Genomic DNA, 14921 nt, shown 5'->3' on the forward strand with positions numbered 1-14921 from the left:
TAACACAAAAATATACGCTACTCGCATTATCATCTAACTCTTAAAAAATTTCAATGAATCAAATTATGTAATTGAATATCTGCAACTTAAACGAATTGACCCTTCGCAGAGGAAGGTGCCGATCCGCGTTTTTCAGCTGCATTTTAAAACTACTAAATTCCACATTGCAATACCAGCATTACTTGTACTAAATTTCTGAAATACCTGTTCTGGTTTAAAAATCTTGTTTCCGAAATATCACTAAACCATACAGAATACATCTTATTGCCTGAATCAAGTGGCCATATTTCTAATGTTTCTAAATGCCATTTTACCAGAACATTCCATTTACTTATTCCACATGGAAATCTAATTATGCTGTACACCGATTTCTCCATGATTGACCCAAAAAGTATTATTCTCCCCATTCTTCAAAAACACATTATGTTTGAGCGGCAAAACCAACTTTTGTATGAAAAAACTCTTTTTCGCAGTTCTTTTTCTCTCCTATACCACCCAGGCTCAGATTACCATGACGCCCGATCTGCTCTGGAAGCTCGGGCGGGTGAGCCTCGAAGACCTCTCGCCCGATGGCCGAAAAGCTCTCTATGGGGTCACATTTTTTGATATTGATGAAAACAAGGGATCAAAGCTCATTTACGAAATACCTACCTCCGGTGGTACGGCGTCACTGCTGGTTGACGGCGAAAAAAACCTCTCGGCTGCAGGTTACATCACCTCAGGTCAAACATGGTTTATACATGCCGGTCAGCTTTTTTTAAAGGATGGCAACCGAATTACCCAACTTACGGAGATCGAAGGCGGCATAATTTCAGGTAAGGTCATTGGTCTGTCAAATGGAAAACTGCGCATCCTCGTCGTAGCGGAAGTGCCAAATCCCACTTACCGCCTGCCGCAATACAAGTCGCTGACCAAAGCCAAATTTCGCCTCTACGACGACCTTATGTACCGCCACTGGAACTACTGGGAAGATACACGCGTTCAGCATATCTTCTTTGCTGATGTGCCTCCTGCAGCCGAACGGCTGCAGCTCAGCGCCTTTCGCGATATACTCGAAGGCGAGCCGTACGATGCTCCTCTGAAACCTTTTGGAGGATCAGAGCAATTTGTTTCAACGGCTGATGGCCGATACATCTTCTACACCTGCAAGAAGCTGACCGGCAAGGATTACGCAGTAAGTACCAATTCCGACATCTACCGCTATGAAGTAGCCACCGACCAAACAGTGAACATTACCTCCGGACAAAAAGGATACGACCTAAATCCCGTCATTTCGCCCGACGGTAAGCTGATTGCCTATTTGAGTATGGAACGCGATGGATACGAGAGCGACGTTCCGCGTCTTATGCTTTACGACATTGCCACCGGCACTACCCGCTTAGCCATTGAAAATACCTACTTGCACGACGTCGTTTGGGAAAGCAATTCTACCCTGCTGATCACCTATGACGACAGCGCTACCGTACAAATCGGCCGCGTAAGCATTGACCTCCGTCGCAACCGCTACGCTCTCACACCCGTCACCTCCGGATGGTACAACTATGGCAGCCTGCGTACAGCCGGCGGTACCCTGCTGGCTACGCGAATGGACATGAACCACGCTCCGGAAGTCTTTCGCATCGACAGACGTGGCCAAGCTACCCAAATCACCCAAGTGAACACCGGCATTTACAATGCCATCCGCAAGCCTACCGTCACTCGTCGAATGGTGCCCACTACCGATGGCCGACAGATGCTCGTGTGGGTGATCCTACCACCGGACTTCGACCCTTCCAAAAAGTATCCTGTATTGCTCTACTGTCAGGGAGGGCCACAAAGCCCGGTATCGCAGTTTTACAGCTTTCGGTGGAATTTTCAAGTCATTGCTTCACAGGGATATATCGTCGTGGCTCCTAATCGGCGTGGAGTGCCCGGCTTCGGCCGCGAGTGGAACGAAGCCATCTCCGGAGACTGGGGTGGTCAGCCTATGCGCGACTACCTAAGCGCCATCGACCATGTAGCAGCAGAGCCTTGGGCTGATGAATCGCGTATGGGAGCCATAGGGGCATCCTATGGAGGATATTCGGTCTACATGCTTGCCGGTCTGCACGAAGGCAGATTTAAGGCTTTGGTATCCCATTGCGGACTTTTCGACATGAAAAGCTGGTATGGTACCACCGAAGAGCTCTTCTTTGCCAATTGGGACCTCGAAGGCCCGTACTGGGCTGACCCTATGCCACGCAGTTACACCGAATTTTCGCCTAGCCTTTACGTAGATCGATGGACTGCCCCACTCCTCGTCATTCATGGAGAGCTCGACTTCCGCGTGCCCGTAGAGCAAGGTCTTCAGGCCTTTCAAGCAGCTAAATTACGTGGCCTCCCGGCTCGCCTGCTCCTCTTTCCCGACGAAGGCCACTGGGTGCTCAAGCCCCAGAATGCCCTCATCTGGCACTCGGAGTTCTTCCGTTTTCTAGATACTTTTCTAAAAAATTAATTTAAATCAAAAATTCATCGCAATATCTTCGCTTTAACTAACCCTAAACGACAAACCACCATGAGCACACCCTCTGACGCCACCATCGCCCGCAACATTGGCCTCAACAATGGCTACATCTTTGGCGCCATTTATGGAGGTTATACTTTGGCAGCTTACCTGATCAATCTCGAGTGGTTTACCATCACCTGGGCAGGTACTGTGCTTTTCATCTTTGGCATCGTGATGATGATCCTCTCCATCAACACCACCAAAAAAGCCCTCGGCGGCTATATCGGCTTCCGCAACTCTTTTATCACAGCCTTCGTCACCGCCCTGGTCGGCTCTCTCATTAACACCATCATTACCATATTGATATTCAACATAATTGACAAAGCAGCAGCCCAAACCGTCATCGACCTGCTCACCGACAAAATGGAGACGATGATGGAGCGCTTCTCCGTACCTCAGGAGAAAATCGATGAGGCTACTGCCAATATCAACAAGACCTTTGTACCAGCTACCCAATTGCGCGGCTTTGCCATAGGCCTGGCCTTTTATGCAGCCATATCAGCCGTATTAGCAGCCTTTCTGAAGAAAAACAGACCGTTGGAATAATTGTCTATTTTTCGTTGTTTTCTTGATTTTCAACACTGAACTCAGTCGTCCTGGTTGATCCGTCAAATGGAGTTAAAATTCTACTTTGATGGATCAATCCAGGAAAGCAAGCGTTAGTTGACATAGTTTGGGTTAGCTAACCACGATAAATCGTCAGGACACAATAGCCTTGTGACAAGTATTAATTCATACTACCAAGTTTCTGCGTATCGCTCAAGGCAGCGTTTAACTACAAATAGTTAAAACCTCTGTATGTAAAAACCGTTGTGCTATTCGCCCTCTATACACATTGAATCCATCCTCACAAAATCCTTTGCTAAAACCAAATTGATCAAGCTTTTTGAAATGCTTCGGTATTCAACCTTGAATTATCAATTTCCACCCAAAATTATCCAGACCGTTGACAATCTATAAACGTGTCCTGAATATTGAAATTAAAGAAATAACTTTTGCTTTTGCGGAAGTAAAGAAAAACAAAATATAATTATTTCAGCAGGTAGTGCTCTTAAATCAAAGTTTTTTACATCAAATTGCTATTGAAACAAAAAAGGTCACAACTTTTACGTTGTAACCTTTTGTATTTCAGGTGACTTCGTAGGGATTCGAACCCCAAACCTTCTGATCCGTAGTCAGATGCTCTATCCAGTTGAGCTACGAAGCCATTTACGAATTTTGGTGCGCAAAATTATTACTCAAATAGTATTCCGCAAGAACTTTTTTCAAAACAATTTCTTAATGTATCTCGGCCGACAGACCGCGGTTTAATAACTCTGTACACATCGGCTCGAGCTCTTCGTAAGTGCCGTTTTTCACCTCACATTTTCCCTTCAGGTGTGTGATCCAAGCACATTGCTCTGCTTGCTCAGCAGTGTGACCGCAAACCTGCATTAGTGACTCGATCACCCAATCAAAAGTGTTCACATCGTCGTTGTAAAGCACGATGCTTTTAAGGGAGGTTAGCTCTTCGAGTACGAGCGTTTTTGTATCGGTTTGATATTCAAATGCCATAATTCTTAGACCTCATTTTTCAAATCTACTCACAAAGATACAAAAGATTGTAGTATTGTTTAAAGTCTCACTTGCTCAAGCACGGGTGCAAATCCGAGAAAGTGACCCGAGATTTCTTTGAAACTCTCTGTTAAGTCAGAGAGATAAAAGTGATATTCGCCTTTATATTGCGAAGGCGACCGCAAACCTGTTTCCTCAAGTACCTTTTTTAAATGATCAGCAACAATTTTTGGTGTATCGAGTATTTGTATGGTGTGATTAAAAAATGCACTTACCTCAGGCTGTATGAGTGGGTAATGTGTACACCCCAGGATTAGGCCCTCCATTTTCTCAAAATGTTCACCCTCCAAGTAGTGCCTAATCAGCGATTTACTTACCTCCGTTCCGTATAACCCCTCTTCGATCATGCCGGCCAGCAGGGGAGTTGGCTTGGCTTTGACCTCGATTTTGTTACAAGCTTTTAAAAGCTTAGCTGTATAAACCCCGCTATTAATAGTTGCTTTAGTGCCAATGATACCAATTTTTTGAAAACCTTTTTTACAAACGTAATCCACTACTGGATCGATGACGTTTACGATAGGTAGCTTCAAACCCCAATGTTCGCATAGTGCCTCATATGCCGCAGCAGAGGCTGAATTACAGGCTATTACGAGTATTTTGATCCCTTTGCTGTAAAGAAATTCGCTGATCTCAACCGAATAGCGGATGATGGCTTCTCGACTCTTTTCACCATAAGGCAAGTGAGCTGTATCTCCAAAATATAAAATGTCTTCATTGGGCAATTCTGCCATGATGGCTTTGGCCACTGTGAGCCCTCCTACTCCACTGTCAAAAATTCCGATGGGTGAATAGCTGTCTCTGTACACGCTGAGGATGTTTTCACCGCGAAAATACGGCTGAACCTGCCCTCCACTCTACCCAAGAGTCGCGTGTTTCGTGCAACTTGCTAAATTCCAACCGAATACCTTCGGGTAAGTCTTCTGTCAAACGCGTGATAATCCATTTCAGCAAATTTTCTACTGTAGGTGTTTCGCGTAAAACGACCAATTTCATATCCGCAGGTATGCTATTTCCATTTGAAAATTCGGCTTTTTCAACGATCAAGGCATGGTCGAGTACATCGAGTACTGATGTTTGAACAAGTGCTTTTAATCGCTTTAGATCGATGATCATGCCGCGCTCAGATCCTGAGATTTGAATTTTACCTGAAACTCCAATCTCTAAAACATACGAATGTCCGTGTATATTTCTGCAGTCTCCGAGATAGTCGGGCAGAAAATGGGCAGCCTCGAAGTAAAAGCGACGATGTAATACAAAGGAAGAATTCATTTGGCCATATGCATATACAGAGCTGGCAAATGAATACAGTACGAATTGGCTGAGAAATGATTTTTTACAGCTGTTTTAAGTTGATGTCAAAAGCATTTTTTAGCACTCTGAGCCGATGGGAATACTTTTTCAGGTCAGGACGATAAATGCCATTTTGATCGAGCATATCAATTCGCACCATGCCACCGCTGGCATGTATGATATTTTTGCCCGGAAGTACGATGCCAACGTGGATAATTCTGCCGTCTTCGTCGTCGAAAAAAGCTAAGTCTCCCGGCATGGCTTCTTCCACAAAGCTAAGTTGCATGCCTACTGTGGCTTGCTGATAAGAGTCTCTGGGCATGCTGACTCCGGCCATGCGATAGGCAATCTGCACAAGGCCGGAGCAGTCGATGCCAAAGTGGGTACGCCCTCCCCATAGATAGGGTGCATACAAATAGTTTAAAGCAGTATCGATGATGGTAGCTCGCGTTTTCACGCCTTTTACTGTAGGGCCACTAAAGACAAGGGTCTCACCGGCTATGGTAAACTCACCATTTACCATTTTAGGTATTTTACTGCCCAATAAAATAGAGTAAAAGTGGTTACTGTTTTTTTTCAGTACCAAATCCACCATGTCAGCACTGTAACCTGTATAATCAGTATAATGGATTTGAAAGGTTTCATCGTCGATCAAGCTAACCTGCTCCGTTAAGACCCATCCCTGGTAATCGTCGTGTGTTAAACGCACTTTGACCCATTCTTCATCTTTGGTCTCGAGAACGTACATCAGCTCACCAAAAAGGATCTGATTGACCATTTCCGATCGATGAGAAGGTTCTTTTCTCATCGGGATGACTGACAGCAGCGAAATAGCCTTATTAAGCATAATGATCAACGAGAAGTTTTTTAGTTACAGCTTTTTACATCAAATTTTCAATCACCATAGCTGAAGCCCCTCCCCCACCGTTACAAATTCCGGCAGCGCCATATCGGGCATTATTTTGCTTGAGTACGTTGATCAGGGTAACGATGATTCGGGCGCCACTGCAACCTAGAGGATGCCCAAGCGACACAGCACCACCGTTAACATTTACGCGAGCCGGATCGAGGTTCAAAATCTTGATATTTGCCAGTCCGACCACAGAAAAAGCTTCATTGAGTTCAAAGTACTCGATGTCTTCGATTTTAAGACCAGCTTTTCCAATTGCTATTGGCAAGGCTTTAGCAGGTGCAGTGGTAAACCACTTCGGTTCCTGAGCAGCATCGGCATAGCTTACAATTCGAGCCAGTGGCTTTAAACCGAGTTCCTGAGCCTTGTCCATACTCATTAGAAGTAAAGCAGCAGCTCCGTCGTTAAGCGTTGAGGCATTTGCAGCCGTTATGGTGCCATTCTTTTCAAAAACAGGTGGCAGTGTCGGTATTTTATCGAATTTTACGTTTTTGTATTCTTCATCTTCAGCGAAAACAATCGGATCGCCTTTGCGCTGAAGAATGGTCACCGGTATAACTTCATCGGCAAATTTTCCTGACTGCCAAGCCTGAGCGCTACGCTTGTAGGATTCGATGGCAAAGTTGTCTTGATCTTCTCTCGAAAAAGAATACTCTCTGGCGCACAATTCACCACAAGTACCCATATGCTGGCCATCATATGCATCGAGCAAACCATCGCGCAACATGCCATCGACTAACTTGAGGTCTCCCAACTTCTGACCGGTGCGGCCTGTAGCCAGGTAATGAGGTACCATACTCATATTTTCCATACCGCCAGCTACCACTACTTCGTTGTCGCCGGCTTTGATAGATTGAGCAGCCATCATCACGGCCTTCATACCTGAAGAACAAACCTTATTCACTGTTGTACAAGGCACTTCAGGCGATAAACCTCCCTTCAGAGCAGCTTGGCGTGCGGGTGCTTGACCCAAATTGGCCTGTAAGACACAGCCCATCAACACTTCATTGACCAAAGATGGATCGAGCTGAACTTTAGAAAGAGCTCCACGAATGGCTGCTGCTCCGAGCTCAGGTGCTGGAACTGTGCTGAGGGATCCACCAAAAGAACCTATTGGTGTACGAACTGCTGAAACGATTACAACTTCTTTCATTTCTGATGAAAATTAAATTGTGCGCAAGTTATGGATTAGATGTGTTATAAAGTTTTCACGGTTGAACGCCAATCAGGAAAATGGCCGGTACCTTTTCAAGTGTAACGAAATTTTCCTTAGCCCAATCGGATATTTTTAAGGTTTTGATATACTGTTTTGGCCCCGTCAAATCAGAAGCTATACAGAGCAATGTATCTGGTCGAAGGGTTTGAAGACAATCTTCAATTAGCTTTGTGTTTCTGTAAGGTGTTTCAATAAAAATAAAAGTTGTTTTATCTTTTAATGAACGGGCTTCGAGCTCTTTAATTTTTCTCCTTCTTTCGTGTTTATCTACAGGTAGATACCCCACAAAGGCGTAGTTCTGACCATTCAGTCCAGACGCCATAAGTGCTAACAAAAGCGAAGACGGCCCTACCAGAGGCACTACCTCTATGTTTCGCCTATGAGCTTCCATCACAAGTAAACTTCCGGGATCAGCTACAGCAGGGCAACCGGCCTCACTTAGCAGACCCACATTTTCTCCCTCTTTACATTTGTCTAAATAAGAAAAAAAATCGTTTTCTGACCTGTGTTTGTCAATTTGTACCACTTCTATGGAACTCTGCTGAATGTAAGGAACTACTTTTTTTAAAAAAGCGCGGGCCGATTTGGCATTTTCAGCAATGTAAAACTTCGTGTTTTCAATCACTTTTTTTGTGCCCAATGGGATAACTTCCAATGGATTGATTTCAGAAATCAAGGAAGGTATTAAATACAACTTACCCATCCTGGGCGGACTGTTTTTTGACGAAATACTTTTGAACAATGGCATCACAAGCTATATCGACTAATTGAAATACTGATTCAAAGTCCTTCTCTGTTCCGTAATAGGGATCCGGAACATCTAACATTTGGCCCGGAAATGCCTCTTCTGTCATCATTTTTACTTTTTTTAGTTGCTCCGGGGTTTGAGCCATCGAACACAAGGCATCGTAAATCGATCTGTCGGCAGCATAAATGAGGTCGAAGCGATCGAAATCTACCGGACGAAACTGTCTGGCGCGTTGGTCAGAGAGGTCAATGCCGTGTTTACGGGCATTTTTCATCGTACGCGGGTCTGGTTTTTCGCCAATGTGATATGATGAAATACCCGCTGAATCAACCACAACGTCTTCAACGCCGTGACCTTTGAGTTTGCTTTTTAAAATACCCTCTGCCAAGGGCGAACGACAAATATTACCAAGACAAACCATTAATATTTTCACGCATTCCCCTTCTTTAGTTCCTCCCTCATTTGATGTACTGCTGCCTTCAGATTTTCTTTATAAGCGATTATCTTCTCCAGTATTACCGGGTCAGACTGCCCAAGGATTTGCGCTGCCAAAATTCCAGCATTTTTAGCACCATTCAGGGCTACTGTGGCCACTGGCACCCCAGCAGGCATCTGCAGGATTGAAAGCACTGAGTCCCAACCATCGATGCTATTAGACGACTTCACCGGTACACCCACTACCGGCAAAGGTGTAATGCTCGCTACCATACCTGGCAAGTGAGCTGCTCCACCAGCACCTGCAATTATCACACGTATGCCTCTCAAATGTGCATTTTTTGCATATTCAAACATTTTATCGGGCGTGCGATGTGCTGAAACTACATCTATTTCATAGGATATTCCAAACTCTTTCAACACATCGGCAGCCCCTTGCATCACTTGTAAATCACTTTTCGAACCCATGATGATTCCGACGAGTGGAGCGTGTGTCATTTGATGCGGTTAATAAGTTTTTTATTCTCCGATTTTTTTTCTTGTAGAGCTACCACTTCTAGCGCGTTTTTATCGACCACGGCGGTAAATTCTAGTCCTGCACTGTAGAGGCGTATGCTCACCGCGTTTTTGTTTACCTGTATTACCTCTCCCTCATGCGACACAAGTGGTCCCTCAATGATCTTAGCCTTTGCACCTACCGGTATATCTTTTACTTCGATTACAGCATGCTGATATTCTGCGAGAAAAGTTTTTAGACGATCCATCTCCTCATCGCGAACGATGGCGGGCTTTTTAAGCCAATACACAAAATTCAGCACACCAGGTGTTTGTAGTACATGGATGCGTTCGTTCTCCTCAATGCGCACAAATACATACGAGCGTATAATTACCTCATCTACATATTTACGCCTATCACTCCATTGTTTAAGCACTCTGCGGATGGGACAATAATTGTCGATGCTTTGGCGGGTGAGCAAATCGGCGACCTTTTTCTCATTTCTGGGTCTTGTGTACACGATCATCCATTGCTTACCCATATAAAACGTGTTTTAAAGCTTTCAATTTGCAAAGTAAAAACCCTCTCTTGTAAACATTGACATGGAGTGAAAAAATTATTTCAAAATTTACGTACTATGTATTGCATAGTACATTTTTATATTTATATCTTTGTTTTGTAATTCTCATCGTCAAAGTGTGAATGATTTAAAGGAGCAAGCCAGCGCGCAAATGCGTAAAGGCGTACTTGAACTCTGTGTTTTAGCCATTCTAAATCAAGGAGATGCTTATTCTAGTGATATAATTGAGGCATTGAAAAAGCACGAAATCATCCTCGTAGAAGGTACCCTGTACCCTCTGCTTACGCGCATGAAAAACCATGGACACCTCACCTACCGATGGGAAGAAAGCAACCAAGGCCCACCACGCAAATACTACTCGATTACCCCAACGGGAAAAGAATATTACAATACTTTAAAAAACATGTGGATCGATTTTTCAACGTCTATCAACAAACTTTTACAACAATGAAAAAAACAAGAACAACACAGATAGCTCGCGTACCATTCACCATGAGTTTAGAAGCATATGAAACTCTGTCATTGTACTTAGAAAATTTAAAGAAAGTCATTCATCCAGAGTACCAAGAAGAAACGTTGAAAGATATCGAGTTGAGAATTGCAGAGTTGTTAAATCAAAAAAATCAATCCAATCAAATCATTGAAAAAGAACTGATCGACGAAATTGTCAAAATAATCGGTAAACCAGATGAATTTTTGGAACAAAATGAAATTTCAAGTGCGTCATCAGAACACTATAAATTCAAAAAGAAATTGTTCAGAGATCCTGATAATAACCTTTTGGGAGGTATTGCTGCAGGATTATCACACTATTTATCTGTACACAGAAGTGTACTTCGGATCTTATTTATCTTACTAACTTTTTATAAAGGAATTGGAATTTTGTTATACCTTTTCTTTTGGGCAATAATACCAAAAGCAAAAAGTTATGTTGAAAAAATGATTATGAAAGGTGAAGAGATTCCAAGCAAATTTTTAGATCAATCGATGATTGACAAATATTATTCTGAAAAATTAAGTAGTTCGAAAAATATTAACAACATATTTTTTGTTAAATTATTAGACTTTATTGTAAATATTTTGATTTATACTAAAAATTTTTTAGTAAATTTCTTTTCACGAAGCGCATTGATAATTTTGTCTATTGTAATTCTTTTGTTTTTATTTGTAATGTTTCTAACAGTTTATGGAATTATTACTGATAGTATTACAATTAATAGTATCAAAATATCTAAGGAAAATGCATTAAACTATCTCTTACTCATCTTCCCCTCTACCCTGCAGTTGGTTGTATTTATTATAAGCAGCATAATTTTCGCTGTCAGTCTTTTAGCTGCATTAAGAGTAGGATTTAAAATTTTAACTAAAAAGGCAGAAACAAAACGCATAAAAAGTCTTTTTCTCGCAGTTTTTATGTTAGTGCTCTCAGCTGTTTTTACAGGTGCTGTAGTATTTACTATAAAAAGAAATTTTGCTGTGAAATCTTCTTACGTACTTCAATCAGAAAATTTTTTACTTTCAAGAGGAGATACTTTATTTGTTGTACCCATAAATTTGATTTCCAATAATGTCCTTCCTATTGTATTGACGAAAGATTCTATATATTTATCGAATATTGATATAATTCTTCTTAAAAGTCAAACAAATAATACTAAATATTTTTTAAAAGCAGAAGCTAAAGGTGCTGATGAAATAGAAGCTTTTAAAAATATTCAATACATAAAGTATCAAGTGTATAGAGATGGTAATAAAATTTATGCTTTTTCGTATTTTACATTTCCAAAAAATATTGGATTTAGAGAACAAAAAGTGGTTATTGAAGTACACCTTCCAGTAGACCAAATAATTTATTTACCTGAGATTTTTTTTACACAATATAACTTTTTTGTAGAAGAGGAAACAGAAGTATCTTTACCAGGATTTTATAAAATGACTGAAGAAGGACCTGTTAAATTGTAGATTTTTACACCAAAATACTTTCTGAAAGGGCGATTATCTATATTTGTACAAAATCTCAAGAGTGAGAAAATTTTTTAGTTTTTATTTTATTTTTATTTTTTCCATTTTAATTTATTCCAATCCAAAGCCTTCTTTTAAAACATTTGGCCCTACTATTACCAAAGGAAGTGGAACTAACTGGCAAGTAACCCAAACTAAGGAAGGATTAATAATTGTAGCATCCTCTTCAGGGGTTAAAATATTTGATGGCTACAACTGGGAACTTGTAAAAAACAGACTTAACTCAGAAATATTTTCACTAAGTTACAATTACAAAGATTGCAATATCTATGTAGGTGGCTTAGAAGACTTCGGTTATATAGAGCTCGATAATTCAAATAAATGGAAATATATTTCGTTGTTTAATCTATTACCGCTTTCTCAAACTTCATTCGGTAAAATATGGCAAACGATCACCACAGATAATGTTTATTTTATTAGTGAAAAATTTATTTTTGAATACGACCAAAAGAAAATTACTATTCATCAACCAGAAAACAATACTTTTTACAAGGCTTTTGTATATAAAAATACTTTAATTTTTCAAGAAGAAGGAATCGGGCTTTTTACAATTACCGATAAAAAGAAAAAATTTTTAAAAAACAGTAATATTTTTAACGATAAATTAATTGAATTTATACTTCCAACCACTCGAGGCACAAAATTATTTTTTAGTGATGGTGTAGTTGCGCATTGCAGGATAGAAAATGAGGAAATAAAAGACGTAATATTTGAAAGCAATCAAGTATCGAAATATATAAGAGAAGGATCTTTAAGAAAAATCCTCCAACTGTTTGATGGAAATTACGCCTTCGCATTAGGAAATGCTGGTGTCGTTATTACAGATTCCACCTTTAACATCAAATATATCTATAATCAAGAAAACAATCTCATTAACGAATTTGTAAACGATGTATATGAAGATTACTTTGGAAATCTTTGGACAGCAGAAGAGTATTTAATTCGATTTATCAACTACGGTTCACCTTACAGTATTTACTCTAATTCAGATGGAATTAAAGGAATAATACATTCATTTGTTGATCTAGAGAATACCACATACTTATCAGATCAATACAATATTTACATTTTTGATAACAATGAGTTAAAAAAAATATTTCAATTAAACGAAATTATCCGAAAGATTTATAAAATAGATGAAACTTCATTCTTTGTATTAACAAACAAATGTGTATATAAATTTGAAAATCGGAAAATCATTAAATTATTTGAATTTTCCGAGGGAAAAAATATTTTTACACTTGAATCTACAAAGAAACTTTATGGAGTTTACAACAATCATCTAATTTTAATTTTTTCAATAAAGTCTTCAAAAGTATCTTTTGAATATGTCAAAACCCTAGACCAAGTTGAATTAAGCGATATAGTAGTAGATACTAATAAAAGGATATGGTTTTCTACTACTTCTAGTGGAGTAGGATTTCTGTACGAGGGAAAACTGAAATTTTACGATACAAAATCAGGGCTACCTTCCTATTTCAACAATCGAATAGTACATGTAAACAATCAGATTTATATATTAACTCAAGAAGGGGTTTATAAGCCTGATAAATACTTGAATAATCTAAGAAGAACTGCTGATTTCGGCGATTACATTTCTAAACAATTTGTATCAAATATATATCCTTCAAAATTCGGATTATTTATCAAACTAACAAACGAAAATAATCAAAATGAATATTACTTAATAAACTCAACGCTTACGGCCGAAAACGATTTTAATAAAATTTTTAAATACTTGCCAGAAAGAGGATTTGCCGGTTGGCATTTAACTCATGACGATAAACTTCTGATTACATTTATTGAAGGACTTTATGTACTTGATTTAAATAAGTCACATAAATTGTATCAACCCCTTGAAATTTCAATTCAACAGATGTTGTACAATCAAAAGGGATACTATGATGAAAAACACAAAAGAATAGTTTTAAATTACGATTATGGACCTTTGCAAATATTTATCACATCGCCTTATTATGAGGGTCAAGATAAAATTACATATTTCTATCGGATAAAGAATGAAAACAACGAATGGCAAGAATTAAAAAATAGCAATGTAATTGTAATACCACAACTTCATTTTGGTAATTATGAAATTCAGATTTATGCTCGTAACATTTATGGCATTAATAGCGAAATAAAATCCATTCCGATCCATGTCAAAACCCCATGGTATTTAAATTTTTACTTCCTAGTAATTTTGGTTTTACTGATTGTAATTACTCTTTTGTACATCCAAAAACTTAGAGAAAGTTATCTTGCAAAAAAGAATAAAGAACTCGAAGAATTAGTACAACTTAGAACAAAGGAATTAATCGAAGAAAAGAGGGAATTAGAGCGCTCAAAAGATGAATTGTACGAATTATCGAAACAACGCAATCAACTGCTCGGCGTATATGCTCATGATTTAAAGAATCCATTAAGCGCTATTGATGGCATAAAGGAATTAATGGAGGTAACTATTTCAACTACCGATCTTGATAATCCAACAAAGAAGGAGTTGCTCGATTATTTATCGATGATTAAGAGTTCTACGACTCAAATGATGAGTATAATCCAAGATATTTTAAGTAGCGTTCGTCAAGATACCTTTAAGCAAAAAATTGATAAAAAAATCGTAGATATCATTGAAATATTGAGTGAGCATTACTCATTAATGAACAATTATGCTCGTCAAAAAAATATTCAAATTCACTTTCAACCTAGAGGAAAATTTTTGGTAAATATAGATGAAAGAAAAATAGGGGAAGTTATTCAAAATTTGCTATCGAATGCGATAAAATACAGCAATGAAAATTCTACTGTTGAAATAGGTATAACCACTGAAATTAGAAACAGTAAAGAATACGTAAAAATTAGTATAAAAGATCAAGGTCCGGGCTTTACAGAAGAAGATAAGAAAAAAATGTTTGGTCTTTTTCAACGTTTATCCGCTAAACCCACAAAGGGTGAGAGTTCAACAGGATTAGGTTTATATATTGTAAAAAATTATACAGAACTAAACGATGGGTTTGTAGAGCTCGAAAGCACTCACGGAGAGGGATCAACATTCCATATTTACTTGCCTTTAGTTGAAAAAATCATTTGAG

14 protein-coding genes and 1 tRNA gene are annotated in these 14921 nt (G+C 39.4%); 5 read left to right on the forward strand and 10 right to left on the reverse strand.

Annotation, left to right across the window (positions count from 1 at the left end; translation table 11 throughout):
• Positions 1-451 precede the first annotated feature (451 nt).
• Entirely contained in the window at positions 452-2473 is a 2022-nt protein-coding gene (locus tag EIP89_RS04335; RefSeq protein ID WP_124397438.1) for an alpha/beta hydrolase family protein, read from the forward strand.
• 60 nt (positions 2474-2533) lie between these two features.
• Positions 2534-3070, forward strand: coding sequence for a DUF4199 domain-containing protein (locus tag EIP89_RS04340; protein ID WP_124397439.1), 537 nt, complete (start codon positions 2534-2536; stop codon positions 3068-3070).
• Between the two features lie 587 nt (positions 3071-3657).
• On the opposite strand, the gene EIP89_RS04345 is transcribed toward EIP89_RS04340, so the two are convergent.
• The 10 genes from EIP89_RS04345 to EIP89_RS04390 form a co-directional block, all read right to left on the reverse strand.
• Positions 3658-3731 (reverse strand) — tRNA-Arg (locus EIP89_RS04345).
• Between the two features lie 71 nt (positions 3732-3802).
• Positions 3803-4078 (reverse strand): ATP-dependent Clp protease adaptor ClpS, encoded by a 276-nt coding sequence (locus tag EIP89_RS04350; protein WP_124397440.1) that lies wholly within the window; start codon positions 4076-4078, stop codon positions 3803-3805.
• Positions 4079-4137: 59 nt separating this feature from the next.
• Complete coding sequence (gene murI / locus EIP89_RS04355; RefSeq protein ID WP_124397441.1) at positions 4138-4944, reverse strand: glutamate racemase; 807 nt, start codon at positions 4942-4944, stop codon at positions 4138-4140.
• 13 nt (positions 4945-4957) lie between these two features.
• Positions 4958-5407, reverse strand: a complete 450-nt coding sequence (locus EIP89_RS04360; protein WP_124397442.1) for a 6-pyruvoyl trahydropterin synthase family protein — start codon at positions 5405-5407, stop codon at positions 4958-4960.
• Positions 5408-5471: 64 nt separating this feature from the next.
• Positions 5472-6275 (reverse strand): C40 family peptidase, encoded by an 804-nt coding sequence (locus EIP89_RS04365; protein ID WP_124397443.1) that lies wholly within the window; start codon positions 6273-6275, stop codon positions 5472-5474.
• A gap of 34 nt (positions 6276-6309) precedes the next feature.
• Positions 6310-7491 (reverse strand): acetyl-CoA C-acyltransferase, encoded by a 1182-nt coding sequence (locus EIP89_RS04370; protein ID WP_124397444.1) that lies wholly within the window; start codon positions 7489-7491, stop codon positions 6310-6312.
• A 55-nt stretch (positions 7492-7546) separates the two neighbouring features.
• A complete protein-coding gene (locus EIP89_RS04375; RefSeq protein WP_124397445.1) occupies positions 7547-8257 on the reverse strand; it encodes an SAM-dependent methyltransferase in 711 nt (236 codons plus the stop codon).
• Positions 8250-8735, reverse strand: coding sequence for a low molecular weight protein-tyrosine-phosphatase (locus EIP89_RS04380; protein WP_307718668.1), 486 nt, complete (start codon positions 8733-8735; stop codon positions 8250-8252). The genes EIP89_RS04375 and EIP89_RS04380 overlap by 8 nt, the downstream gene beginning before the upstream one ends.
• Positions 8732-9235: a 5-(carboxyamino)imidazole ribonucleotide mutase gene (gene purE / locus EIP89_RS04385; protein WP_124397447.1), complete on the reverse strand. Its 504-nt coding sequence runs from the start codon at positions 9233-9235 to the stop codon at positions 8732-8734. Before purE ends, EIP89_RS04380 begins: the two co-directional genes overlap by 4 nt.
• Positions 9232-9774 carry a UpxY family transcription antiterminator gene (locus EIP89_RS04390; protein WP_124397448.1) on the reverse strand — a complete coding sequence of 181 codons (543 nt, stop codon included), beginning with the start codon at positions 9772-9774 and terminating at the stop codon, positions 9232-9234. Before EIP89_RS04390 ends, purE begins: the two co-directional genes overlap by 4 nt.
• Positions 9775-9964: 190 nt before the next feature.
• On the opposite strand from EIP89_RS04390, the gene EIP89_RS04395 reads away from it, so the two are divergent.
• The 3 genes from EIP89_RS04395 to EIP89_RS04405 all read left to right on the forward strand — a co-directional run bounded on the left by EIP89_RS04395 (position 9965) and on the right by EIP89_RS04405 (position 14920).
• On the forward strand, positions 9965-10264 hold the full coding sequence (locus EIP89_RS04395) for a PadR family transcriptional regulator (RefSeq protein WP_124397489.1): 300 nt from the start codon (positions 9965-9967) through the stop codon (positions 10262-10264).
• Positions 10261-11772, forward strand: a complete 1512-nt coding sequence (locus EIP89_RS04400) for a PspC domain-containing protein (RefSeq protein ID WP_124397449.1) — start codon at positions 10261-10263, stop codon at positions 11770-11772. Before EIP89_RS04395 ends, EIP89_RS04400 begins: the two co-directional genes overlap by 4 nt.
• Before the next feature lie 61 nt (positions 11773-11833).
• Positions 11834-14920 (forward strand): sensor histidine kinase, encoded by a 3087-nt coding sequence (locus EIP89_RS04405; RefSeq protein ID WP_124397450.1) that lies wholly within the window; start codon positions 11834-11836, stop codon positions 14918-14920.
• Position 14921 lies beyond the last annotated feature (1 nt).

Source organism: Thermaurantimonas aggregans, assembly GCF_003851885.1.
In the GTDB taxonomy this organism is placed as follows: Bacteria; Bacteroidota; Bacteroidia; order Flavobacteriales; family Schleiferiaceae; genus Thermaurantimonas; species Thermaurantimonas aggregans.